The organism is Agrobacterium sp. ST15.13.015 (assembly GCF_027871645.1).
Classification (GTDB): domain Bacteria; phylum Pseudomonadota; class Alphaproteobacteria; order Rhizobiales; family Rhizobiaceae; genus Agrobacterium; species Agrobacterium leguminum.
The window spans coordinates 29468-53597 of the sequence record NZ_JAQAHF010000024.1 but is presented as its reverse complement, the minus strand read 5'-3'; the positions used below and the strand labels follow the sequence as shown (position 1 = coordinate 53597).

Annotated in this window: 21 protein-coding genes and 1 tRNA gene; 14 read left to right on the top strand and 8 right to left on the bottom strand. The window is 56.8% G+C overall.

The window, feature by feature from the left end; all coding sequences use genetic code 11:
- The first annotated feature begins 1657 nt into the window (after positions 1-1657).
- From PIB16_RS24865 to PIB16_RS24835, 7 genes are all read left to right on the top strand, one after another.
- Positions 1658-2821: a POTRA domain-containing protein gene (locus PIB16_RS24865; RefSeq protein ID WP_271046538.1), complete on the top strand. Its 1164-nt coding sequence runs from the start codon at positions 1658-1660 to the stop codon at positions 2819-2821.
- 340 nt (positions 2822-3161) lie between these two features.
- Positions 3162-3485 carry a hypothetical protein gene (locus tag PIB16_RS24860; protein ID WP_271046537.1) on the top strand — a complete coding sequence of 108 codons (324 nt, stop codon included), beginning with the start codon at positions 3162-3164 and terminating at the stop codon, positions 3483-3485.
- A gap of 43 nt (positions 3486-3528) precedes the next feature.
- Positions 3529-4836, top strand: a complete 1308-nt coding sequence (locus tag PIB16_RS24855) for a hemagglutinin repeat-containing protein (RefSeq protein WP_333780004.1) — start codon at positions 3529-3531, stop codon at positions 4834-4836.
- Positions 4820-5638, top strand: a complete 819-nt coding sequence (locus tag PIB16_RS24850; protein WP_271046536.1) for a hypothetical protein — start codon at positions 4820-4822, stop codon at positions 5636-5638. The genes PIB16_RS24855 and PIB16_RS24850 overlap by 17 nt, the downstream gene beginning before the upstream one ends.
- 385 nt (positions 5639-6023) lie before the next feature.
- Positions 6024-9071, top strand: a complete 3048-nt coding sequence (locus PIB16_RS24845; RefSeq protein ID WP_271046535.1) for a hemagglutinin repeat-containing protein — start codon at positions 6024-6026, stop codon at positions 9069-9071.
- A gap of 11 nt (positions 9072-9082) precedes the next feature.
- On the top strand, positions 9083-9529 hold the full coding sequence (locus PIB16_RS24840) for an SMI1/KNR4 family protein (protein WP_065654982.1): 447 nt from the start codon (positions 9083-9085) through the stop codon (positions 9527-9529).
- 287 nt (positions 9530-9816) lie between these two features.
- Positions 9817-10164, top strand: a complete 348-nt coding sequence (locus tag PIB16_RS24835; protein ID WP_271046534.1) for a hypothetical protein — start codon at positions 9817-9819, stop codon at positions 10162-10164.
- A 10-nt stretch (positions 10165-10174) separates the two neighbouring features.
- On the opposite strand, the gene PIB16_RS24830 is transcribed toward PIB16_RS24835, so the two are convergent.
- Genes PIB16_RS24830 through PIB16_RS24820 form a run of 3 tightly spaced genes read right to left on the bottom strand, consistent with a single transcriptional unit; the run spans position 10175 to position 11492 of the window.
- Positions 10175-10783, bottom strand: coding sequence for an ATP-dependent Clp protease proteolytic subunit (locus PIB16_RS24830; RefSeq protein WP_142779272.1), 609 nt, complete (start codon positions 10781-10783; stop codon positions 10175-10177).
- A gap of 41 nt (positions 10784-10824) precedes the next feature.
- The gene (locus tag PIB16_RS24825; protein ID WP_271046533.1) at positions 10825-11181 is read right to left on the bottom strand and encodes an SRPBCC family protein; all 357 of its coding nucleotides are present in this window, start codon (positions 11179-11181) and stop codon (positions 10825-10827) included.
- Positions 11178-11492, bottom strand: coding sequence for an ArsR/SmtB family transcription factor (locus PIB16_RS24820; protein ID WP_271046532.1), 315 nt, complete (start codon positions 11490-11492; stop codon positions 11178-11180). Before PIB16_RS24820 ends, PIB16_RS24825 begins: the two co-directional genes overlap by 4 nt.
- A gap of 159 nt (positions 11493-11651) precedes the next feature.
- Here PIB16_RS24820 and PIB16_RS24815 point away from each other — a divergent pair, with 159 nt between their 5' ends.
- Entirely contained in the window at positions 11652-13208 is a 1557-nt protein-coding gene (locus PIB16_RS24815) for a phospholipase D family protein (protein ID WP_065654978.1), read from the top strand.
- Positions 13209-13224: 16 nt separating this feature from the next.
- Here PIB16_RS24815 and PIB16_RS24810 read toward each other — a convergent pair whose 3' ends face one another.
- From PIB16_RS24810 to PIB16_RS24800, 3 genes are all read right to left on the bottom strand, one after another.
- Positions 13225-14058: a response regulator gene (locus PIB16_RS24810; protein ID WP_271046531.1), complete on the bottom strand. Its 834-nt coding sequence runs from the start codon at positions 14056-14058 to the stop codon at positions 13225-13227.
- Positions 14059-14219: 161 nt separating this feature from the next.
- Entirely contained in the window at positions 14220-16733 is a 2514-nt protein-coding gene (locus PIB16_RS24805) for a GcvT family protein (RefSeq protein WP_271046530.1), read from the bottom strand.
- 298 nt (positions 16734-17031) lie between these two features.
- Positions 17032-19668, bottom strand: a complete 2637-nt coding sequence (locus tag PIB16_RS24800; protein ID WP_271046529.1) for a mechanosensitive ion channel family protein — start codon at positions 19666-19668, stop codon at positions 17032-17034.
- Positions 19669-19790: 122 nt separating this feature from the next.
- On the opposite strand from PIB16_RS24800, the gene PIB16_RS24795 reads away from it, so the two are divergent.
- A complete protein-coding gene (locus tag PIB16_RS24795) occupies positions 19791-20045 on the top strand; it encodes a GlsB/YeaQ/YmgE family stress response membrane protein (RefSeq protein ID WP_065655036.1) in 255 nt (84 codons plus the stop codon).
- Positions 20046-20200: 155 nt separating this feature from the next.
- A tRNA-Lys gene (locus PIB16_RS24790) sits at positions 20201-20276 on the top strand.
- Positions 20277-20447: 171 nt separating this feature from the next.
- On the opposite strand, the gene PIB16_RS24785 is transcribed toward PIB16_RS24790, so the two are convergent.
- Entirely contained in the window at positions 20448-21284 is an 837-nt protein-coding gene (locus tag PIB16_RS24785; RefSeq protein ID WP_271046528.1) for a hypothetical protein, read from the bottom strand.
- A 78-nt stretch (positions 21285-21362) separates the two neighbouring features.
- Here PIB16_RS24785 and PIB16_RS24780 point away from each other — a divergent pair, with 78 nt between their 5' ends.
- The 3 genes from PIB16_RS24780 to PIB16_RS24770 all read left to right on the top strand — a co-directional run bounded on the left by PIB16_RS24780 (position 21363) and on the right by PIB16_RS24770 (position 22513).
- Positions 21363-21614 carry a hypothetical protein gene (locus PIB16_RS24780; RefSeq protein WP_020810465.1) on the top strand — a complete coding sequence of 84 codons (252 nt, stop codon included), beginning with the start codon at positions 21363-21365 and terminating at the stop codon, positions 21612-21614.
- A 200-nt stretch (positions 21615-21814) separates the two neighbouring features.
- Positions 21815-22045 (top strand): hypothetical protein, encoded by a 231-nt coding sequence (locus PIB16_RS24775; protein ID WP_020810466.1) that lies wholly within the window; start codon positions 21815-21817, stop codon positions 22043-22045.
- Between the two features lie 279 nt (positions 22046-22324).
- Positions 22325-22513, top strand: coding sequence for a hypothetical protein (locus PIB16_RS24770; protein WP_003524758.1), 189 nt, complete (start codon positions 22325-22327; stop codon positions 22511-22513).
- Positions 22514-22748: 235 nt separating this feature from the next.
- Here PIB16_RS24770 and PIB16_RS24765 read toward each other — a convergent pair whose 3' ends face one another.
- Positions 22749-22997 carry a hypothetical protein gene (locus PIB16_RS24765; protein ID WP_271046527.1) on the bottom strand — a complete coding sequence of 83 codons (249 nt, stop codon included), beginning with the start codon at positions 22995-22997 and terminating at the stop codon, positions 22749-22751.
- A 680-nt stretch (positions 22998-23677) separates the two neighbouring features.
- Between PIB16_RS24765 and PIB16_RS24760 the strand changes: the two genes are divergently transcribed.
- Positions 23678-24115, top strand: coding sequence for a PACE efflux transporter (locus tag PIB16_RS24760; protein ID WP_065656143.1), 438 nt, complete (start codon positions 23678-23680; stop codon positions 24113-24115).
- The last annotated feature ends 15 nt before the right edge of the window (positions 24116-24130 follow it).

Genomic DNA, 24130 nt, shown 5'->3' with positions numbered 1-24130 from the left:
CCTCGTCGCTCAGAACGACGAGGTCCGCCTGCCTGCCAACCATAAAACAAACTCCTGCTCTTGTGACAGAAGCTGAACAAAATGAGGCTTACTTTGGTTCCAGGTGACTAGGCCGGCAGCTCATCAACGGCGGCCTTCTGAAGCCATCCTTCGAAGTGAAACAGCGACCCGGCGCCAGGATCATTCCTCGATACCCGGCCGAGCAAGTTATCACTCTACTCGCGAACCTTCGAGCCGTCGCCAACTGCACGGACATGAGCGAGCTCCACGATTTACATAGTTCGATCAAGCGTTGCGGATGCACGTTCATCGAGGCAATCAATTTGATCCGCTCTGAAAAACTCTCAAAAGTTGGCTGGGACGAAAGTAAAATCGGACTCGCAGCCCTTCGAGTCGATCCAATCGAAATGCGGCTTCTGATGATGCGTCAAAACTCGATCATTTCGGATCGGCAGAGCAAGCGTTCAATGGTGGGACCTCAGCCGCACGGCAGTCCCAATCGGCAATTGCTACTGTAGACATCGAGACAATTTACGCGAATTCAAGCCGGGTTTCATCCCGGCTTTTCTTTCGGTTCATGCCATTGGCCAATTTTGACATCCTGGGTGGCCAAAACTACTTGTGCTTTGAGGTTCGTGGGTTCAAGTGTCAAAGGGTTAGAGCGGGAGTGGCCAGTATTCGGTTACATTTCTCATCTGATGGGAAACCGATCTAAGTATTGACCAAAAGGCGTTAGATCTGGCCATTTTGGAAGCTAAAACTGGCCAAACCACATTCTACTGTTTCCGGGTGCTGAAAGGTGCCCGGAGAATGCCTTAAGGAACAAAACAGGATAGACTAGACAGGCCCGGTGTTGGGTTATGGCAGATGCGGTGATTGCAAGTTGGGACGGGCACGACTATCAGGCTCGGTTCTTCTGGATATATGCTTCAGGCCTTCGCAATCCTGAGACCCCGTATGTCGTCGAGGTCTCGTACGAGACCAATGGCCCAAAGAGCTTCGATGATGTCGTCGTGCGGTATACCCCGGGCCAAACTGAACGCCTTTCGTTTAGGGTGGAGACGGCCCACCACTTCTGATTAAGCGAGTTACCTGTTTGTCAGGGGAAACTACCCGATCTCCGGCTGGAAAGGTGGATTTCTAGCCCCGAGCGCTTGGCTCTTTCCGGCTTCAGCCAAAATAGGGCCAGGCCTGCGAGCCCGCCGGCCCTTCCCGATCGCCCCCATGAAAAATACACGCAAAGGTCGTTCATATTCGCCCTTACTGGCCGGAAAAATCAAAAATCTGCCCCGGATTTCGTCGCGTCTGGTGCCCATGCCGGCATTCGGGGCAGATCACAAACAATCACATATGACTTTTTGCATTTTACCCCATGACCAATCCAAGCGCGGGCAAACGGCTGCGTTCTTAATCTCGGATAGCGCAATAAAACAATCAATATTAAACAGTTAATTATAATTCTGACATGAAGTATCGCCCCTTGAATCCACTCTGGCCAGCACCGTGCGAGCTTCGATCTCAACGAAATGCAACGCATAACTGATGCAAATTGGTAACTCAATTCTCATTCTTTTGATAAGCGCGCCAGAGTTGTCTTGCAAAATACCCTCTATTGATTAATGCGTCGCATTGGGCAACATGGGGTTGAAGTTTATTGATGACCAGATATCTGGCCAGAGCGCGATTTGTCGTTCCGGCAGCTACCAAATCATCTACAGCAGGTGGTTTCGACAGGAAGGTGATCGGCGGTATCGCACCCGCCTCACCCGTGTTGCGAAACTCGGTCGTCGTTCTCTGCGCAGCTCTTTGCCTTGCTCCACAAACGGCATCGTCACGGGATGATCTCAAAGGGCGGCCGCCGGCAGAGGCAAACGCCGACCAGGCAGATCCAGGTGTTGCCGTATCGCAGGAGCCTGCCCTGACCATCCAGACATTTGCGGGTCCCGCATCTGATAATGCGACGTCCGGTGTTTCACCATGTTTTCCCGTGGACACGATCCGTATCGAAGGCGGCCACGAACTCATTGGCAGCGAAGCTGTGGAGGACGTGACAAGACCCTTCGCATTGTCCTGCCAGAGCAATGAAAGCGTCGGCGGATTGCTCAAGGCGGTAAACGGTCTTTTTGCCGACAAGGGTTTTGCCACGACGCAGGCCTGGTTGCCGGAGCAAGACATTGCCGCCAGCAGAACGCTGGTCCTGCGCGTTGTGCCCGGGCGGATCGATGCGGTCGTCTACAAGGAGGAGCAGCAGCCTTATAAGGCGTTCTTTCCCCGCATGGCCGAACTAAGTGGCAACGTTGCACGATCCTCGTCCATTTCCGAGTTCGTGCAGCAGGCAGATGCCTGGTGGGAGGGCCTTGATGACGATCTCGAACGCCTGACCTTGCTGCCGCCATCCGCCCGGATCGCGATGACTGGCACAATTGCCAAAGACGATGTCCTGCATGTCGATCGCCTGCAGGACACACTCGATAGCCTCAACAGGGTTCCTTCGAACAAGGCAAAGGCGGAGCTTGTTCCGGGCAAGAGGCCGGCGACCTCCGACGTGCAGATCACGAACCGCATCAATGACGCGTTCAGGCTCTACGGCGGTTACGACACGGAATCCATCGAAGGCGTCGACAAGCTTCGCTTTGGGATCACGGCGGAGAAAGACAATCTGATCGGCATCAACGACATGTGGGGGCTGACGCTTAGAAGCGGCGTCGAGACCAACGAACTGAGCGGGGATTTCGCTGTTCCCGTGGGACGCGCCACAATGAGGCTCAAGGGCCCGCTTGGTCTAAACTACCATCTTTTGCATTGGGTGCGGACAAACTAAAACTTATCAATGTCGTCCTAAGGAACGGAGAAAAGATTACTGTGCCTAACGTGATCGACATCCGACGATTAAATGACGGCAGAATCGTTTGGCTTGAGAAAGGCACACCTAGCGCAGGATTGCAGCACGTACTTACACGCCACGAAAGCGATTTTTTAAATAAGGGAATAAAGCCTGCTGAAATTCCGAAATTAATCATGAATGCCGTCGAGGCAGGAAATATAGTGGGTACGTCGGGGTCGGCTCCAGTATACCGAGTCATATTCAACGGAGTGGAACAAAACGTTGCCGTTGGAATCGGATCAAACGGATACATTGTGCGAGCAAACCCCGTAACTGAATGGAAGCCCTTGAGATGATAAGGTTAATTTTTTTGCCCGAATATTTAGCTGATACTCCAATTTTTCGGAGTGATGATAATTATATAGGGCATGTCGAAATAGACGATTTACCAATCACAGAGAGAATGAAAGTAAATCTCCGCCAATGGAACAAGATTTACCAGCTTACTTTTAACAAGAATGATCCAGAACGATCTGGATTTACGGACCAAGAAGAGAAATTTAATTATATCGACGCAGGAGTTGAGCTATCCCGAGAATTACAGGACGAGTTGGGATCTGGATATTTCGTAGATTCTGAGTTCCTTCAGCAAAAATTTTGAGGCGGGTTAACGTTTTTGGCTGTATTCGACGTTATGAAGCGGCCTGCAGCTCTCCCTGTCCTCGATCGGCTTCGATATCGGCAAGTCGAAGGGCTATGACGAGACGCTGACGAATGCCTCCATCACCGTCGCCGGCAATGTCTCGCTGACATCGGGCCGCGATACGGCGCTTCTCGGCGGCAACATTATTGGCAGGACGGTCGATCTCGATGTCGGGCGCGATCTCACCATCCTCTCGCCGCAGGCTCAGGGCTGGCGCGACGGCTTTTCCTTCGGCCTGACGGTTGGCGTCAACCCCGCCGATTGGAGCGTTCGCGGCTCGAAGGAGGACGGTTTCAAGGCATGGTCCTCCGGCTCGGGGATTGTCGCGGCACAGGGCATCGATATCAAGGTTGCCGAAGACACCACGTTGGTCGGCGCGCTGCTTCAGGCGACCGATGGCGATATCAGCCTCGATACCGGCACGCTGACGGTGGCCGACCTGAAGGATACCGACCAGTACAAGAATGTCGGTGGGTCCATCGGCATGAGCGGCGGCAAGCTCGGTACGGTTGGTTTCTCCTACGAGAAGAAGGACAAGCAGGGCGAGACCCGCACGACACTCGATGCGTCCGGTGATCTGAACGTCACCATTCGCGATGCGGATAAGGATGGCGTTGCCGGGACGGAAGCGGACAAGGCTGCCGCCGAGCAGCTACTCGCCTCTATCAACAAGGATGCCTCGAAGTATCAGGAAATCACCAAGGACAGCTACACCAAGCTGTCGGGTGAGCTTGATGTTCAGAACCTGATCGAGTTTGGCGATAACATCAAGGCGATCCAGAACTATCAGCGAGCCCAAAATGCGCTGGCTCCGGGAGAGATCGCGGCTCAGGGTGGCCGGGCTGTCGATGTCTGGCGCAAAATGATCATCAATGGTGCGTCACCGGAAGAAGCAACAGCGCTTGGTAAGAGCGATCTTTTTGCGTCAACGGTCTCGATGCTAGAAAGCCATGATTCTGCCCTGCGGCACTACGGCTCGGAGGCTGCGATTCCCGTTTCCGTTCGTCAGGCAATAGCGCTTGGTCAGCTTGTTCTCTTCGGCCAGTCTGGCGGTGATGCAGGAGTACGGATTTCCGTTCCATGCGGCACATTCGGGACATGCAGCGTTGAGTTAGCAGAATTCGAGGCGTCGCTTGCTAACAACGTCGAGGCGGTCAATAAGCAACTTGCGCTGGTGCGGAGGGTTTGTTTCGGCAATCATCGACAGCAGCAGCCCTCTGGCGGCGGCCTATGTCGCGTTTCAGGCGCTCCTTCAATGTGTCGAGGGCGACCCCGCTGGCGGAGCAGAGGATTTGCTTGCAGCCTATAGGGGCAATCAGACGCTTGTCCACTCCATGTTGCGGCAAGCGGAAGGTCAGGCAAGCGCATCGAGTGTCATTTCCGCCCTTCTTGATTTCGAACAGGATCGTAACGGGACTGTATTCGCTGAAAGCTTTACAGGCGCCACACGCGCAATGACCACGGCAGAGCTCGTAGTTGTCGGTACTATTATTACCACAGTAGCTGTCGGCGGGATTACTATTGCTGTCGCGCCTGAGCTTGTTGCGATCGTAAAATTGTGCGGTATTAGCCCAGCATGTTATGCTGCTGCAGGAGTCCCTGTTCAAACCATCGGTATAACGGCTGGGGAAATCGCGGCGGGAGATGCCCTCGGCGGCGGGACGCTGGTAGTAAGTGCCGGTGCGATCGCAAAAGCGGACGATATTGCTGACGCGTTGCGGCTCCGGCAAAGTGCGGAAAACATCGCGACAGGAAGACGTCTGAATAGCCAACTGATCGGGCTGGAGGTTGCAAGCGGCCATGCGTTTGAGAAGCACTTGCTGGGCGGAGAGTTTGCTGATTTGGGTATAACCACACGAAGACAATTTCAGGATTTCGTTGAAGGAATCGTATCCAATCCAGCAGTTGATCGTCGATACACTAAAGATGGAACAGTTTTTTATCTGGATCACAAAACTAGAACGGTTGTCATAAGTGGACAGAGAGGGGAAGCAACCGCATTTAGACCCGAATTCGATGTAGGGTGGGATACCTACATCAATTCCTCAAGTGTTCCGAAAAATAAATTGCCGCTGGAGCATGATTCAGTACCGAACGGGAGAACTTACTGAAATGACAAAGTTATTCGAGTTAGGTCTCACTGAAGAGGAGATACTATATATCGTGGCTGCGAGCTTTACTGTTATTCAGCATGTCCCAAAGAAATCTTTACCAACTTACACTGGGTTTACAGACGATGAAATCCGTCGATTTATAATAAAAGTCGAAGATTTTATTCATTCAAACGGTATAGAAAGATAAAACTTGTCGTAGATTCTTGATACATGTTTGACAAAAATATTTTGAGCAAGGAACCTTGCGAAGATATAAGCCGAGCGCTCAAAGGTCCAGTCGCTGGTTGGCGATGTCTCGATCCTTGCCGGTTACAGCGTATGCGACGGTGGCAGCCTGTGCGCGAAGGGAACCGCTCCCGGCGATGTTCTTCTGAACGGCGCGTTGGTCAGCGCCTTCGACAAGCTCTCGATCGACGCCACCGGCAAAATCGACATGGGTGTCGTTAGTGAGGAAGTCCATAACCGCTACAAGGAATGGGGTTTCAAGGGTCTGGGCTGGGGCTCGGTCAAACAGGCGTGGAACGATGTCGATACGACCGTCACCCGCCTTTCGGGCAATGACGTCTCGCTCAATGCCAAGGGTCCGATCACCGGTACGGGCGTGAAGATCGCCGCCGTCAACGACCTTCTGATGAAGACCGATGACACGATCCGGCTGGAAGCGGCGCAGGATGCGCTTTATTTCACGGAGAAGGGTTTTTACGTCGGGCTGAGCTTCCCGGGATCGGCCGGCATAGACGCCGCACTGAAGGGCGGCTCCGGCGGACAGATCCTGTCCGGCCTTGCCGGCATCAATCCCATCACCGCCAAACTCGCAACGCTTGCCAATGCCGACAATGGACTTGCGGCGGGGCTGGCTGCCGTCAATCTGGCGACCACAGGTGCTTCCGTTTTCGGGAAGCCAGCGTCCGAACTCAGCAAATTGGGTATCGATGGCGGTGGTGCGGCGGTTGGCAAAGGATTAAACGACCGCCTCAATCCGCTATCGCAATTCACTGATGAAAACGGCAACTTCTCGGCCAAGAACTTTGGCATCAACCTGTCCGTCTGGAAGAGCGAGCAGCGCTGGAGCGAGAGCCAGATTTCCGAACTGACGGCTGGCGGCGATATCGTCATGAAGGCCGGGCTGGACGTCATTCTGGATCAGGGCACGAAGATGGTCTCCGGCGGCGATGTCTCCATCGATGCCGGCCGCGATATCCTCATGGCAGCGCTTGTCGATTATGCAAAAGACAAGTCGTCTTCCTTCGGCCTGCAGCTCTCCCTGTCCTCGATCGGCTTCGATATCGGCAAGTCGAAGGGCTATGACGAGACGCTGACGAATGCCTCCATCACCTCCGCCGGCAATGTTTCGCTGACATCGGGCCGCGATACGGCGCTTCTGGGCGGCAACATCATCGGCAGGACGGTCGATCTCGATGTCGGGCGCGACCTCGCCATCCTCTCGCCGCAGGCTCAGGGCTGGCGCGACGGCTTTTCCTTCGGCCTGACGGTTGGCGTCAACCCCGCCGACTGGAGTGTTCGCGGCTCGAAGGAGGACGGCTTCAAGGCATGGTCCTCCGGCTCTGGGATTGTCGCGGCACAGGGCATCGACATCAAGGTTGCCGAAGACACCACGCTGGTCGGCGCGCTGCTTCAGGCGACCGATGGCGATATCAGCCTCGATACCGGCACACTGACGGTGGCCGACCTGAAGGATACCGACCAGTACAAGAACGTTGGCGGGTCTATCGGCATCAGCGGCGGTGGGCTGAACTCCGTCGGTTTCTCTTATGAGAAGAAGGACAAGCAGGGCGAGACCCGCACGACGCTCGATGCCTCCGGTGAATTGAATGTCACGATTCGTGATGCCGACAAGGATGGTGTTGCCGGAACGGAAGCGGACAAGGCTGCCGCCGAGGAGCTTCTCGCCTCCATCAACAAGGATGCCTCGAAGTATCAGGAAATCACCAAGGACAGCTACACCAAGCTGTCGGGCGAACTCGATGTCGAGGCTCTGCGTAATCTGAAACGCAATCTCGATTTTGCTCTTCGATACAGCCAGGCGCAGGATGCCGCCGTTCCAGGCTGGATTGCGGCAGAAGGCCCGCACGCTATCGACCAGTATCGTGAGGCGATCCTCTATGGCGGGGCGACACCTGCCGAAGCCGAAGAGTTGATGAAGACACCGCGCTTCCAGGCCATGCTGCAGGAGCGCAAATCCTTCGACGCTTTGAAGCAGGGCGCCCTCAACAGCGAGGACTTGCTGAAATCGATTATGCTGATCCAACAGGGCGAGGAACTCTATCGCGATCCGACAAGCGGTAACCTTATGGTTCGCACCGCCTGCGGCACAAACGGGCCCTGTGGTGTCGAGATCTCCAAGCTGCGGCTGGAAGCAACGGAGACCGTCGCGCGTTTCATCGAACAGAGGTTGGAAAAAGGGGACGATGCAGCCCTACAGGAGGCACTGGAATGTGCCTTGGCTTATGCACTCGTTCGTGGGGACGTAAGTCACTTTGAAACCCTGAAATCATCAGGCAAATTTGATGCTGTGGCGATCCAGAAATACGCGGACGCGGCGACGAGCATCGTCGGTAGCAATCTGCAGAACGAGGCCCCCGCTCTTGCTGCCGATGGTATCGACATCACCATGGCGCTAACAAAGATCGTCATGGCCAGCGAAAACGGTCGGATCGACGCCGCGCAATTCAATCAGTTGATCGACATCCTGAAAACTGACGGGCCAAGCGGTCAGGCGGCAAGCTTCCGAATTGCGGTTGCTCTGGGAACGCTCGGCGATGCCGGTTCGGCCTATCTGAAAGCTCTCTCTCACAGGATGCTGGACGATTATGTGGCAGATGCGGCAGCCGAGCAGCAGGTGCACAAGTTCATCGCCGAGAACCCGGATTCGCCTCAAGCCAAGGAAGTTAAGCAGCTTCTTGCACAAGGCATCGCCATGTCCGTTGCTATGGCGGCAATTGGCGTGAGGTTTTATGATGGAAAATTTGAAAGTGTTAAAGGCACGACGGGACGTTTTGAAAATGTTAAAGCTCAAAACATCGATGAAGAGCAATTTATAGCGAATGTTAAAACAACGTTCAGTAACAGTACCGTCTGGACGGGAGTTACTCGTCATAATGGGGAATTGGTCGTCCAACGTTCAGATATTGAACTGAGTCCACAGAATGTGATCTTGATGAAGAATGGCCAAGCTCCCTTCGTTCGGGGTGCCGACGGTAATTGGGAACCGGTGCAGTTGCACCACGTTGGACGCGAGACAGGTCAGTTGATTGAGGTGACCCGCTCACAAAATGCCTATAATTCTGTGAATGGTGGCCCACTACATATTCCTGGTCCGGGAGGACCTGTGCGACAATCGGGTTATTCGCAATCTTATTGGAAGCAGCGTTATCAAAGCTTTGTAAGCTCTGGACAAATTGTACCCTGAGGAGAATTTTGGTGACAACACGACGCAAAGAGTTTGATGCACTATGCTACGAGGGGCAAATTTCAGGACCAGTTGAGACTCATGAAATTCAACACGCAGAAGCGGAGTTGGGTGTCCAATTCCCCCTAGAATACGCGGATTTGTTAAGAACGTATGGTGCTGTGTTGGCTGATGGCTTCACGATATTCGGCTTACCTAGCGCCGAAAATAACGATCCGCCCCTTTGGCAAAACGTTGTTTCAGTGACTCAACAATTGAGAGAATGGAAACAGGTGGGGGCGGAGCGGCCAAGTCTAATTGCGATCTCAGAAGATGGATTTGGAAACTATATATATATGGACACTCTATTTTATTCGGAAAGTAGAATGTGCATTATAGGTCCGAACATTAACAAGGTTTTTGACGTGAGTATATATGATTTTTTTCTGGATTTTGCTTCCGGAAACTTGAATTTGTGAAAATTGGTCTGGCATATCTGACCTGCCACTGAAGTTTCATCCGGCTGCGATTAGAGCCTCGGCTGTTTTTGAACCGACCGAGCGTAAGTTTCGCTGTAGAGAGAGTGGTCAAATATGGCGCTTGTTGTGTCCTGATCCGGGCTATTTCTCAGGTTCATGGCGTTCTGAAGTGATTGGCACTGAGAGGTGACACCGGCTCAGTTCCCCGCACTTTCCAAGCAAACACGGCATGGTGCAGCTTCAGAAAATTACGAGGCCGGGCCGAGTGGCTGCATCGCGGCGTCGATATGCGCGATGTCGCCGATGCCCATGTGCTGGCGCTGACCAATGCGGGAGACGATTTCCAGCGCTATATCATATCGGCAACCACCCCGTTTTCCGCCGATGACTGCGGCAGCCTCGCCGAGGATGCCGCTTCCTTTCTCCGGCAGCGGACCCCGGCCCTCGCCGACGCTTTCACGCAAAGGGAATGGGCGCTACCGGCAACGATTGACCGGATCTATTCACCCGCTTGCGCCGCCGAGGGCCTGGGCTGGACATCCCGCTTCGGCTTCGGCGAGGTACTTGCACAATTGGACCGGCGCAGTCTGGAGGTCCTGCCTGTGGGCGCCAATATCAGCAGGAAATCCGAATAAACGTCCGGCCTTATGCCGCGACATCCTCACGAACGCCCAGAATGCGATCGATCAGGCCCCATTCCAGAGCTTGCTCCGCCGTCATGAAAAAATCCCGGTCCATGGCCGCTTCGAATTTTTCATAGCTGTGTTTGCAATGCTCGGAATAAAGCCGCGTCATACGGTGCTTCGTCTGCTTCATCTCTTCGGCATGGATCAGCATGTCCGAAGCCTGCCCCTGGAAACCGCCCAGCGGTTGATGAATGTGGATGCTGGCATTGGGAAGGGCGCTCCGCTCGCCCGGTTCCCCCGCCATCAGCAGAAACGATCCCATGGAGCGGGCTGTTCCCATGCAGAGCGTATGAACCGGTGCGCGGATATAATGCATGGTGTCATACATGGCGAGACCGCTGGTCACCACACCGCCTGGCGAATTGATATAGAGATGGATCGGCTTCTTCGGGTTTTCCGCCTCCAGAAACAGCAATTGCGCGCAGACCAGCGCCGAAACCGCATCGTTCACCTCGCCGTTGAGGAAGATGATCCTTTCCCGCAACAGCCGGGAATAGATATCGAAAGACCTTTCTCCCCTTGACGATTGTTCGACTACCATAGGGACGAGTTGCATCGCTTCGCGCATCGGCGAACTCCTGTCGTTGAAATGTCGGGGAAGGTTACGGATCAGGCGGCGAGCTTGATCGGCGAACCGTTGTGGTTTGCGGCGGCCTTTATCATCCGGCCGGTATTGACGGGCAGGTCATGAATGATGCGCAGGCTGGTGCCGCCATGGGCATTCGCCGCGATCCTGAAGGTGACGGTGCTTTCCAGAAATGGCGGATTATCCTCACGCAGCCGGTAGCGAACCTCCTCGCCGGGCTTGATATCGATCGCCTCGGGCTCCGCCAAAGCCTCCTTCGGCAGCCAGTTTTCACGAAACGCCGGAATGCTGATGGCGCGCCAGACCTTTTGCGGCGGCTCGTCCAGATCATATTCAAGCTCGATGCCGTTTTTCGGCGCTTCCGGTGTCTGCCTGTTCATTGGTCCATATCCTTCAGCAGGAGTTTGAGAGCCTCAATGCGCTGCGGCCAGTAGGCGCGATATTTGCCGAGCCAGACCGCAATGCGCGTCAGCCCGTCCGGATCCACCTCATAATTGACGAAACGGCCCTGCCGCTTCTCGACCACCAGCCCTGCCCCGCGCAACACGGAAAGATGCTGCGACATGGCCGGCTGGCTGATCTCGATCCCCTCACGCAGGGCGGAAGCGTTCATGGCGCCATCCGCCAGCTTTTCGAAAATGGCGCGGCGCGTCGGATCGGCCAGCGCCCGGAAAATATCGTTCTCTGTCATGACAACACATAAGCACACACTTATGTGATTCACAAGCCCTTTCGGCGCGTGGAAAACGCGTCTTTTTCACGCTGATGGCACGAGGTGCCGTGAACGCTTTATCCCCTCGCGCGTTTTCATCCCGCCTGATACTCTTCGGGCCGGGAGCGATCAAAACAAGTGACTGCATTTACGGTCTTCATCATCATTCTTCTTATGGTCATTGGACCGAGCCTGTTTGTCGTCATCGGCAAACAGCGGGAAAAGGCCATTCCCAAGCGCCCCTCCACCGCCCTGCCCCTTGCCGAAGACGCGACGACGCTGGACCGGCACTGGCAATCGATAAGAAACGGCTGGAACGAGAAAAATGCGCTCTGCCTGCTACATTCCAACCTCGATGCCTTTGCGGTGCGCGTGGCGGCGGCGCGTGCCGCCGGGCGCAGCCTCGATCTGATGTATTACATGTGGAATGCCGACCTGACCGGACGGCTGATGATGCGCGAAGTCATCGCCGCCGCCGATCGCGGCGTGCGCGTGCGTCTTCTGCTTGACGATCTCGGTGTTTCCATCTCCGACCGTATCTTCCACGCCATCGACAGCCATCCGAATATAGAGTTGCGACTGTTCAACCCCACCCGGGCGCGGGAAAACATTCTGCATCGAAGCATCGAGCTGGTACTGCGCTTCCGAAGCGTCAACCGGCGCATGCACAACAAGGCCTGGATTGCCGATGGCCGCGCCGTGATCGTCGGCGGGCGCAACATTGGCGACGCTTATTTCGACGCCGCCGAGCGGGCAAATTTCCACGATTTTGATATTCTCGGTTTCGGCAACATCGTCGCCGACGCCACCGAAATCTTCGACGATTACTGGAACAGCGCCGTTTCCGTGCCCGTGCGTTCGCTATTGGCGCGCAGACCGAGCAAACTCGCAAAGCTGCGGCGCGAACTCGATGCCCTGCCGAAAAGCGAAGCGGCAAAACCCTATCTGGAGCGCGTCGATAGCCAGTATGGCCGCGACCATTTCCTGATGTCGGACCGTCTGCACTGGGTCGAGGCGGCGGATATCCTCGCCGACCCGCCGGAAAAGGCGGCGGGCAAACGCCGCAAGGGTCATAACTTCCTGATGGAAAGCCTGCTGCCGCTGATGCAGGCGGCAAGCGACAGTCTGCACATCACCTCCCCCTACTTCATTCCCGGCAAACAGGGTGTGGGGATATTTCAACAGCTCGCAGAAAACGGCGTGTCGGTCGCCATCCTCACCAATTCGCTGGCCGCGACAGATGTGGCCGCCGTGCACGCCGGTTATGCCCGCTATCGAAAACCGCTTCTCTCCGGCGGGGTGCGCCTGCACGAGCTGCGCGCGCAGGCGGATCAGTCGAACTTCACCCTGCGAGGCTCGGGACAGGCGAGCCTGCACACCAAGGCCTTCACCCGCGATGGCAGGACCGGCTATATCGGTTCGCTAAATTTCGATCCGCGTTCCGCCTCGCTGAATACGGAAATGGGCGTCGTCTTCAACTCGGCGCCGCTGGTTGCCTGTATGGACGAGATATTTGCCGGCGAAATCCGCCGCACCATGAGCTTCGAGCTGGAAATCGACAAAGGCAGGCACATCGTCTGGATGACTGAAGAACAGGGGCGGACAAGGACATACCGGCGCGAACCCGACGCTGCCATCAGCCGCCGCATCGTTGCCGGTATCATGCGCTTCCTGCCGCTGGAATCGCAGCTTTAGCGGAAAAAGCCTGGGCTCAGGCCGCCGGCCTTACCCCCGCTTTCGCCAGCTGTATCTGAACCAGCGTATCGAGGTTCTGATTGACCCGGCAATAAAACTCCTCGTCGATGAAGGGGCGCAGCATGAAATCATTGCCGCCCGCCTTCAGGAACCGCGCGGAAAGCAGCCGGTTGGTGGAGGAAGACACCCCGATGATGCGCAGCTCATGCGACCCGCGCATGGTGCGGATGCGCCGTGTCAGTTCGAAGCCGTCAATATCGGGCATGTTGTAATCGGTCACCACGAGGCCGATATCGGGATTGGCCTTCAGAATATCGAGCGCCTTCGCACCGCTAACCGCCAGGCTGACGCGGAAATTATAACGCTTGAGGCGGCTCGAAAGCAGTGCCCGCGCCGTCGGGCTGTCATCGACGATCAGCACGTGATGGCGATGGTTGGTGAGAAAGCGGCAGACGGATTCCGTCAGCATATCCACGGCGAAAATATTGTCCTTCAGAATATAATCGACCACATCCTTGGCGATCAGCGTTTCGCGCGTCGCCTCATGAAAAGTGCTGGTGAAAACGATGGTCGGGATCGAAAGATCGATCAGATATTCCAGCGCCTCGCCCTTTTCCGCCCCCGGCAGGTTGATGTTGGAAATCGCCAGCGTCACCGGTTCGGGAGAATGCTCGTAACAGGCCTGCAATTCCTCGAAATTGCGGCACACTTCCACGGTAACGCCCAGCAGTTCCTTCAGGCGCATGCTCACCATCTGAGTGAACACATTGGTATCTTCCGCCAGCAAGATGCGGCTGTTGGTAAAAGGCACGCCAGAATATTGCATGCCCGTAATGCCTAGAAAATTCATTCTGCCCCGATTCCCCATCGTATGTCAGGGAAAGATAGCAGGCTCATTTTTCAAAATCATTAATAACACTTTTGCCGGAAAAGCAGTTGAGCACATGCTTACCTAAACGGAAATACGGCCCGCGAGGGGCCGTATTCCGACTTTGGGAGGGGTATTTTGTCTCAGGCGCGCAGAAGCGCATTATCCGTGTCGAACGGGCTTTCTTCCACCACTTCGGCATCATAGGACGTACCGAGAATGCGGATCTTGAGCTTGGTGCCCACGGCCGCATATTCCGGTTTGAGCATGGCGAGCGCGATGGATTTGCCGAGACGCCAGCCGAAACCGCCGCTCGTCACGCGGCCCGCAAGCGCGCCGTTTTCATCGACGATTGCCTCCGAACCGCGCGCATCGACATCCGTATTGCCTGACACGGTGAGCGTCGAGAACACCCACTTCACCCCAGCCTCTTTATAGGCCACCAGCGCATCGCGGCCGATGAAGCTTTTCTCCGGGCGCAGGAAGCGGTCGAGACCCGATTCATAGGCGTTATATTCGACCGAAAGCTCGCGTCCCATATTGCGATAGGATTTTTCGAGCGACATCGACACCATGGCGCGGATACCGAAGGGCTTGATGCCGAATTCGGCACCCGCTTCCATCAGCCGGTCGAAGATGTAGTTCTGCATCTCGATCGGGTGGTGCAGTTCCCAGCCAAGCTCGCCCACGAAGTTGACGCGCAGCGCATGCGCCGTCGCAACGCCGACGGAAATCTGCTTGCCGGTGAGCCAGGGGAAGTCCTTGTTCTCAAGGCTGGTGCGGGTCAACTTCTTAAGCAGATCACGCGACTTCGGACCGGCAAGAACCAGCACGCCGTATTTCTGGGTGATCGGCTGCAGCACAACCGAACCATCGGTCGGCGCAAGGCGGAACAGTACGTCATGGTCATGGGCTTCGAGACCACCGGCCGAAACCATGTAGAAGCGGCCCGGCGCCCATTCATAGACCGTGAATTCCGCCTTCACACCGCCGTTCGGCGTCAGAAGATGGGTGAGCGCGATACGGCCACGCTTCTTCGGCACCGCATTGGCGAGAATGCTGTCCAGCCATGCCCGCGCACCGGGGCCGGAGACCTCCATCTTGGCGAAGGCCGACATATCGAGCACGCCGACATTCTGGTGGACATTCTTCACCTCGTTGCCGACATGTTCGAAATAGTTCGAGCGGCGGAACGACCATTTCTCGACGATACGGCCGTCATCCAGGGCCGGTGCGTGATTGTGGCTGGTGATGACATCGGCACCCACGCCGAGATCTTCCTCGCGCAGCGCATAACCTTCCGGCGCATACCAGTTGGCACGCTCCCAGCCATAGACGGAACCGAAGACGCCGCCGAGCTTCTTCAGACGATCATAAACCGGTGTCGTCTTCAGCGGGCGGGCGGCGGAGCGCTCCTCATCCGGGTAATGCATGGTGAAGACATTGGCATAGGCTTCCTCGTTCTTGGCGATGAGGTACCCTTCCGTTGCGTAAGGGCCGAAGCGGCGCGGGTCGACACCCATCAGGTCGAGCGTCGGCTCGCCATCAACGATCCATTCCGCCAGCTGCCAGCCGGCACCACCAGCAGCGGTGATACCGAAGGAATGGCCTTCGTTCAGCCAGAAATTCTTCAGGCCCGGCGCGGGACCGACAATCGGGTTGCCGTCAGGCGTATAGGCGATAGCGCCGTTATAGACCTTCTTGATGCCCACTTCGCCGAAGGCCGGAACGCGCACCATGGCGGTTTCGATATGCGGCATCAGGCGGTCGAGTTCTTCCTGGAACAGCTCATATTCGCTGTCGTCGGAGGGACCGTCAACATAACAGACCGGCGCGCCGACTTCATAAGGACCGAGGATCAGGCCGCCCGCTTCCTCACGCATATACCAGGCGGAGTCGGATTCGCGCAGCACGCCCATTTCCGGCAGGCCCTGGCGGCGGCGCTCCTGAATGGCCGGGTGCGGCTCGGTGACGATATATTGATGCTCGACCGGAATGACCGGAATGTTGATGCCGACCATCTCGCCGGTCTTTCGGGCAAAGGAGCCCGTGCAGGAGATGATGTGCTCGGCGATGATCTCGCCCTTGTCGGTCGTCACCTTCCAGTGACCGTCTTCCAGCTGCTCGATGGCGGTGACGGTGGTGTTGCGATAGATGGTCGCCCCGCGATCACGCGCGCCCTTGGCGAGCGCCTGCGTCAGATCGGCAGGCTGAATATAACCGTCATCAGGATGCTGGATGGCGCCGAGCAGGCCGTCCGTCTCGCAGAGCGGCCAGATTTCCTTCACCTGCTCCGGCGTCAGCATGTTGACGCGCACGCCGATGGTCTCGGCGATGCCGGCATAATACATATATTCGTCCCAGCGATCCTTGGTGCGGGCGAGACGGATATTCGAGACCTTGGAGAAACCGACATTCATGCCGGTCTCTTCCTGAAGCTCCTCATAGAACTTCACCGAATATTTGTGAATCTGGCCAACCGAATAGCTCATGTTGAACAGCGGCAGAAGCCCGGCCGCATGCCAGGTGGAACCCGAAGTCAGCTCCTTGCGCTCGATGAGCACGCTGTCGCTCCAGCCCTTCTTGGCAAGATGATAAAGCGTCGAAACGCCAACGACGCCGCCACCGATCACCACCGCCCGTGCATGTGTCTTCATTTACAGAACCCCTGAAAAGCGCCGGCCTTGCCTTATTCCGCCGACATTGGATGGGAGGAATATGAAGCGCTTGCGGGTTGTTCAGCCGCCTGATTGCGACATGGCCATAGGGTGCTGCGACAGGGAAGAAATTGCGGAGCACGCCGGATGAATGCAGCACAGCTTGCTGCTCGTTTCTTCTCCCCGCCGGGAGAAGGTGGCCCGAAGGGTCGGATGAAGGGGGCAAGCTGTCTAAATACGTCTACCCTAGCCCCCTCGTCCCGCTGCCCGGAACTCGACGTCCACAAGCAACAGCGATCTACGCTTTCGCGTCGGGTTTCTCCTTCGGCTCAGTCAGCTTCTCGCTCTTCGAGGCCTCTTTCTCTGCCGTTGCCGCCCCCGTATGGGCCACCACCGCCTTGTCGCCCTCCTCTGAAAGCAGCGCCGCCAGCATCTGCGGGTTGGCGTCGCCTTCCACGTGGATATTGAGGTTGCGCTGCGGGAACGGGATGTCGATCCCCTCCTCCCGGAAGCGCTGAAGGATTGCAATACGGAGCGCGTTTTTCACGCCAAGCCCGTTGGAGAGATCTGCAAGGTGGAAACGCAGTTCGAAATCCAGCGAAAAATCGCCGAAGCGGAGGAACTCCACATGCGGCTCGGGATTGCGCAACACCGGCGGTTGGGCCCGCACCAGTTCCAGCAGAATATCCATCACCTTCTGCGGATCGGAATCGTAAGAGACGGAAACGGGAATTTCCGCGCGCATGATGCGGTTGCGGTGTGTCCAGTTGCCGACCGAGGAATTGATGAATTCCGAATTCGGCACGATGATCGACTGGCCGCGGAAGGTTTCGATTTCGGTGGCGCGCACGGAGAGCCGCTTGACGGTGCCTTCCGTCGTGCCTGTCACCACCCAGTCTCCCACCTTGAAGGGGCGTTCGACCAGCAGGATGAGGCCGGAGACGAAGTTGGAGACGATGTTCTGCAGGCCGAAACCGATACCGACCGAAAGGGCCGAAGCCACCAGCGCCAGGCTGGAGAGGTTGAGACCGGCCGACGACACGCCGAAGATGACCGCCACCGCGATACCGAGATAACCGATACCGGTCTTGACCGAGTTGCGCACCCCGGCATCCACCTGGCCGCGCGCCATGACGTTATTGTCCAGCCACTTCTGGAACCAGCGGGTGATGATGTAACCGATGGCGAAGACGAGGACGCCGCCGAAGAGGCCGATCAGCGAAATGGAGGCATTGCCGACGGTGATGCCGGTCAACAGACGATAGGCCCAGCTTTCGATATCGCCCGGCTGGAAGCCCCAGGAAAACAGGATGAGCGGCACGCCGAAGGCAAGCGCGACGGCATAGATGCCAAGTCCCGCGGCAAGACCGGCCTGATCGAGCGCCACCACGCCGAGACCGAAACGCCGCGCGAGATAACGGCCGGCAAGCGATTCCGCAAAGGCGCCCTGCCGCGAAATCGCCTTGCCCGAGAGAATGCCGATATACATCGTCGCCAGCACCGCGCCGGTGGCGACGATCTGCGTGGCAAGGAAGCGCGCAAGCCCGACATAACCCGTCAGGCAGGCGCCGATGAGAACGAGGCCGCCCACCCGCAGCAAAATGACGAGCCAGCGCGGCAGGCGCTGATTGCCGGTCTCGTAATCCTGCCCCTCGCCGATCACCGGCCGCAGGAACGATACGGTCAGCAGGATAAGGCCGATGATGATCGAGGCGAGGAAACTCTTGGCGACGGTAACGATCAGCGGCGAATAAAGCGTCTCGCTGATCGTGCCGAGCAGGTAATCGAGCCCGTTGACGAGCGCCATCAGCAGCACCGCCGAGGACAGCGTGTGCGCGCCCTTGTTGGACACCTTCAGAAGGCGCCATTCCGGCTGCGTCGGCGCAAAGATCGCATAGCTCAGCCGCGAGACGAAATAAACGAAACCGGTGATCGCCATCGCCCCGAACAGGATCGGCGCGATGTCTGACCGCAGCACGTTGAAATTATCGAGGAAGAAGGCGGAGGTGACGAGAAACAGGAACAGCGACAGCGACTGCACCATTGTCGACCAGAAGGCCACCGAAAGCCGTCTCAGATAGGAAGGCTCGCCCGTAAAGGCCCGCCGGTCCATGCGGCTGCCGAAAAAGCGGTAACCGCCCACGAGGAACAGCAGGGCAGCCATGATCGACAGCGTCACCGCCCCGAACATCGGCAGGCGCTTGTAATTCCAGACGAAACTCGCCCAACTGCTGAAAGCGTTGTTGAGGTTGGTCAATTCGGTCAGAAAGGCGGAGGAGGCATCGCCCAGCGTCTGTGCTGAAACTTCCGTGCGCTTGAACAGCGTGGCGGCGAAAAGCGCCCGGCGAACGGCGGTGATGTTATTGGAAATTTGCGCGGCATTGGTGGCCGTGCTCTCCACCTCGCCGGCAATCGCATTCACCTCGGCCCGTTCCGCCGTCAGCCGGTTTCGTTCCTCCGTCACCATGCTGGCTTCCGGCGGCTGGTCGTCCGCAGGCGCCGCACCCAGCGCATCCAGCCGGGTCTTGATCTGGTCGAGACGGGTGCGCAGCTTGGTGTTGGCGGCGGCGGCATCGGCGGCAATGGTGTCGGCGCGGCCCTTCAGGTCCACAAGCTGCGCATCGTCGCTGCCGCCCGCTTCCACCTGTTTGGCGATCGCCGCGACATCGGCCTTCCATTTCTCCAGCTCCGCCCTCGCCTGTTCGACGGTCGAGGCCTGGATAGCCACCGGGGCGGGCGATGTTGTTTCCCCCTGCGCCGCCGCCGGCATTGCCGACAAAAGACCGCCGGCCAGAAAAAGCACCATGGCCATTATCACCGCCATGGCGCCCCTTTGCCGTCGATCCCGCACCAGGCCGTCGAACATCCTTCTGCCGTCCATCAATCCGCCGAACATCAACCGCACATCCATGCCTTTCGTCTCTTTGCGCCGCATCAGGCTTTTTAGCGCCTGCCGCGCGGAAAACCACCCGCATAAAGCGAGGTTTTCAGGAGTTTGCCTTGCTTTTCACCACAAGAATCATCACCTTTGATGATGCAGCAACATGGGAGGAAATCATGGAATCTGCTGGCATTGGCTGGATCGCAGCCATCATCATCGGTGGTGTCGCCGGGTGGCTCGCCGAACAATTCATGAAAAGCAATATGGGTGTTTTCATGAACATCCTTCTTGGAATCGTCGGCGCGATCGTCGCCAACGCCATCCTTTCGGTATTTGGAATCGTTCTGCAAGGTTGGCTCGGTTATCTCATCGCCGGCTTCATCGGCGCCTGCATCCTCATCCTTATCGGCCGGGCTTTCAGGCGCGGATGAATAAAAGGAAAAATCCGTAAAACCCCGGATTTCCAGACTTTTCCAGCGCGACTGAAATTTTTTCGTCACAAAAATCGAAGAAATTTCATTTCCGCGCTGGACAAGCCCAAACTTCCCCTTTATACGCCCCCTCACACCGCCACACGGTGCCGGTCGGGTGATTAGCTCAGTTGGTAGAGCAGCTGACTCTTAATCAGCGGGTCGTAGGTTCGAGCCCTACATCACCCACCATTAACTCCTTGATTTATCATAAAATTAACGGACGCAGCCAGCGTCGGCCATACGGGCCGATGAGGCCCGGGGTAAGCTGCGAGCCTTGGACGCCGCCCGTTAAAAAAGGCGGCTTGCGCCGCCTCTGTGGGTGTTTCCAAAGCGCATTGTTCACGCGTAGCTAGAAGCCTCTCAGCGGCATTGCCCCGCCAGCTCGACACCTTCCTTGATCAACCCTTCATTGACCGCAAAACCGGTCTCCCGCCGGAATTTGCTACCGAGAACGGCAACCAGATTGCTGACATTCGGGGAGCCGTCAGCACCGAAAAGCTCAAGATTGTCATTGACCCCGACGTTCACGCTGGCCGCCATACCCCGCGCAACGCCATCCGGGCAATTGCAGCTCCCGCACTGGCCGGCCACCGGAGTGCCGTTTGCAGGTTTTGCGCAGAGAGGACCGTTGAAGCCTGCAGGCGGCTGCGGACCGCCAGTGCATGATCTGCCCCAGCCGTTTCGAACCCCGACGGTGCCCAGCGTATCGCACCATGGTGAGTAGGTCTCGGCAATCTGCATTGCAGATCGCAATCCCCTGCGGTTCTTAGAGCAATAATCCCGGACAACTGCGCGCACCGACCATTTCGGATGCTCGAAGATGGCATGACCGACCCTGTCGTTGCCAACTGCTCCCTGCCAGCTTCGCCCCATAACGCATCCGTAATTATTCATTTTTACGCAACGCAAGCGGTTCTGATGGCGCTGCAGGTCTGCCGCGTCGAACGTCAGGGATTGACCGTTATAGGTCAAATATTCGGAACCAAATCTTTTCCAGTCAGGAGCTGAATCCTGAGCAACGGAGGGCGATATGGCGAAGAGAAAAAATGCAAGCGTAATAAAAACGACCCTGATCATCTGAAAATCCCCCTTTATAACCCCGAAGTAATAAAACCATAATTCCCGTAAAACGCGAGTCATATTTAAAATTCGACTTAATGTTTTCATCAACTCGCTGCGGCGCGAAAAGATGTTCATTCCTTCTAAAGGCGGCCGAAACGGTGAATATAGATCTCTCCGTGACGCCGTTTCCCCAAAGCTGTCTCAATCGTCCTTATGATCGGGACCATGAGATTGCTCATCAACATATTGCTTTTCATTCTCGGCGCGGTCGGGAGCGGGATATGTGCGTTTTTATTATCGGCAGCGCTCGCCGATTCCGGATTTCTCGGCTCCTGTTTTGAAGGAAATTGCGCTTATGCGGCGCTTTTCATGGTGCTTCCCGTCACATGGTTCGTGCTTTTTGCGCTTTATGTGATGGCGCTGCTGATCTGGCGGCGAAAGCCTTTCCGGAACGGAAGGCTCTGAAAACTTAGATGGCGACGTCATCGCCGCCGCGCACGCGTTGACAGCGATCAAGACTTGCCGCTAACGTCCGCCTGCTGGGGGATTCGCTGCCAGTGATATGCGGGCCTCATGAGCAACCCGATATCACCGGCCTCTGAATGTGCATGTTCCGATTTGCGTCTCGCGTATGTGGACATGACGGAAAACAGGGAGACCAAAGGATGCGGGCCGCAATCAATTCCCCGTCGCTTTCGATCGACACCATGGACTATCAGGCCGAGTGCCAGTTCGCACTGGAACCTTCCATTCACGGGCTGATCGAAAAAGCCGAACATGCCGGCTGGAACCGCCAGCAAGCCGCCCTTGCCATCGTCGCGCTCGCCAGCGAGCATCTCACCGATCTATTGTCCGCCGGCGGCGCTCCCGCGCCGGATCAACGCCCCCTCTCCTGATACCCTCCTTAAGCCGGGCGGATCAGCGCCGGCGCCATCGAAACATCATCGCAAAAATCAACACAGCAGGTCCGGAGTGTCCCTGTAGACACTGCCGGAACAGGTTCGTGCGGTGCAGGCCGACGTCTGGGCAAAGTCGATCCCGCACGGCACCCGGACGCAGCCCGTCGCGCCGCGTTCACCGCGCCGGGCGCCAAACCGCCTGCCGCCAACCCCGCCATAGTGTTGACACAAGCCACCAATAATGAGAACATAAAGTGAACATTATGGAGGTCAGCGATGAACACAGCAGACGCAGCCATAGAAAATGCCCTTTCCGTTGTCGCCCGCTCCCGCGATATGCGCGAACGCGCGCTCGAGCGGCGGCGCGAGCTGCAGCGGCGAACGGAAGTCATCATCACCCGGCCGCTTTACGTGCTCAAAAAGAACGAAGGTCCGAAACAGCTGTCGCTGAAACTCGACAGCTAGGGCACGCCCGGTTTAAACGGAATCGGTGGGCGTGCTCTACCTCTCTGTTTTTACGCATTTCCGGACGTGAAACCGCTTCGCACTTTTACTGGAAATGCTCTACTCGCCGATGCAAAGAACCGGCAAGCGTGGCGCTGTGAAAGCGGAGGCTGCCCCACTTTCCTCCCGAAAGCAAAATCCCGTGCGGATCAACTCACGCACGGGATTTTTAGAATGAAGAGGTTGTTGTGCGTGTTTATTGCATGCGTTGCATTGCGGCTTCTGGTTCACCGGTCGTCGCAACCGCTGGCGGAAGGCGGTCGGTCTTTTTCAGGATGACGACTGGCTTTTCCACCGGATCTGTCGGCGGAACGATGCTTGCGGTTTTGAATTCACGGTCTACGGCAGGAACGGAAGCGTTGATCTGTTGATGACCTGCGCATTCCGCAAGCGCTGCACTGGCGGAAAAACCAAAGACAGCGGCGATACTGAGAACTGATTTCATGTCATTCTCCCTTCGCTCTGGTGGCGATCTCCAGTCTAGGTGGAGACGGGCCGGATTGAAAATCACACTTTAGAGACATCTAAAGCTCATGATCATTTCGGCAGTGGTCGTCATCGATGTGCGTGGCAGACAACAGGCAAATGCCGTCGCCCTTATTTCTTCCGCACATCCAGCGGATTTCGGCAAAGCGGTCTGCGAAATATCATCGCCACATAACTTCCCTTAAGAGAAATGAGGCTTGGCGTGTAAGTCGAAACCTTCGCCGTGTTGGCGGCCTTTATCGTTCTCCCCTCAGAGGAATTCTGCTGCATGGCACGCCTCCTTCCATGAGCGATAACGAAAATGCGCCGGTCTTGTTCCCCATCGCCCTCTCTTTGCTCCGAGAGAGGTCAAGGTGCTGCCAGTTGTTTCTTCTCCCCGCCGGGGAGAAGGTGGCCCGAAGGGTCGGATGAGGGGGCTAGCGCAGAGATATGCGGAGAGCTTGCCCCCTCATCCCGCTGCCGCGGACTTCTCCCCGGCGGGGAGAAGAAACAAGTGGCGCCCTCCCCGTGACATCGACTGTCCTCAACGCCCGCGCTTGAAAAATTCGCCCAAAACCTGTATATGCCTCAGCGCGAGGACGACCTCGGCCACAGTGGCGACAGCATGCGGGACGGCCCGGTCACATACCGGAGAATGAAATGCGTTCCCTGCAAGATCGTATCCGCCACGCCCTCAGTTTCGAAATCATCGGCCTTCTTCTCGTCATTCCCTTGGGCGCGCTGCTTTTTGGCATGCCTATGGAAGATATCGGCATTGTCGGCCTCGTCAGCGCCACGTTGGCGACGGTTTGGAACTATGTCTACAATCTCGGTTTCGACCACGCCATGCAGCGGCTGAAAGGCACGACGCTGAAGACGCCCGCCCTCCGGGTCGCCCATGCCGTGCTGTTCGAACTGGGCCTCCTGATCGTGCTGATGCCCTTCATCGCCTGGTATCTGAATATCAGCCTTGCCCACGCGCTGGTGATGGATATCTCGTTTGCGCTGTTTTACGTGGTCTATGCTTTTGTCTTCAACTGGAGCTACGACCGGGTTTTCCCGCTGCCTGAATGGAAGTCGCAGCAGGACGCCGCCTGACCGGCACGGAAAGGA

What these genes read in the sequence shown, in the direction of transcription:
- PIB16_RS24775 (WP_020810466.1), top strand. Translation starts at nt 21,815, where the DNA reads ATGCGGGCCGCAATCAATTCCCCGTCGCTTTCGATCGACACCATGGAC.
- PIB16_RS24860 (WP_271046537.1), top strand. Translation starts at nt 3,162, where the DNA reads ATGGAAGCCCTTGAGATGATAAGGTTAATTTTTTTGCCCGAATATTTA.
- PIB16_RS24780 (WP_020810465.1), top strand. Translation starts at nt 21,363, where the DNA reads ATGATCGGGACCATGAGATTGCTCATCAACATATTGCTTTTCATTCTC.
- PIB16_RS24765 (WP_271046527.1), bottom strand. Translation starts at nt 22,997, where the DNA reads ATGAAATCAGTTCTCAGTATCGCCGCTGTCTTTGGTTTTTCCGCCAGT.
- PIB16_RS24800 (WP_271046529.1), bottom strand. Translation starts at nt 19,668, where the DNA reads ATGCGGCGCAAAGAGACGAAAGGCATGGATGTGCGGTTGATGTTCGGC.
- PIB16_RS24865 (WP_271046538.1), top strand. Translation starts at nt 1,658, where the DNA reads ATGACCAGATATCTGGCCAGAGCGCGATTTGTCGTTCCGGCAGCTACC.
- PIB16_RS24795 (WP_065655036.1), top strand. Translation starts at nt 19,791, where the DNA reads ATGGAATCTGCTGGCATTGGCTGGATCGCAGCCATCATCATCGGTGGT.
- PIB16_RS24760 (WP_065656143.1), top strand. Translation starts at nt 23,678, where the DNA reads ATGCGTTCCCTGCAAGATCGTATCCGCCACGCCCTCAGTTTCGAAATC.
- PIB16_RS24805 (WP_271046530.1), bottom strand. Translation starts at nt 16,733, where the DNA reads ATGAAGACACATGCACGGGCGGTGGTGATCGGTGGCGGCGTCGTTGGC.
- PIB16_RS24825 (WP_271046533.1), bottom strand. Translation starts at nt 11,181, where the DNA reads ATGAACAGGCAGACACCGGAAGCGCCGAAAAACGGCATCGAGCTTGAA.
- PIB16_RS24830 (WP_142779272.1), bottom strand. Translation starts at nt 10,783, where the DNA reads ATGCGCGAAGCGATGCAACTCGTCCCTATGGTAGTCGAACAATCGTCA.
- PIB16_RS24770 (WP_003524758.1), top strand. Translation starts at nt 22,325, where the DNA reads ATGAACACAGCAGACGCAGCCATAGAAAATGCCCTTTCCGTTGTCGCC.
- PIB16_RS24820 (WP_271046532.1), bottom strand. Translation starts at nt 11,492, where the DNA reads ATGACAGAGAACGATATTTTCCGGGCGCTGGCCGATCCGACGCGCCGC.
- PIB16_RS24785 (WP_271046528.1), bottom strand. Translation starts at nt 21,284, where the DNA reads ATGAACATCTTTTCGCGCCGCAGCGAGTTGATGAAAACATTAAGTCGA.
- PIB16_RS24835 (WP_271046534.1), top strand. Translation starts at nt 9,817, where the DNA reads ATGCGCGATGTCGCCGATGCCCATGTGCTGGCGCTGACCAATGCGGGA.
- PIB16_RS24810 (WP_271046531.1), bottom strand. Translation starts at nt 14,058, where the DNA reads ATGAATTTTCTAGGCATTACGGGCATGCAATATTCTGGCGTGCCTTTT.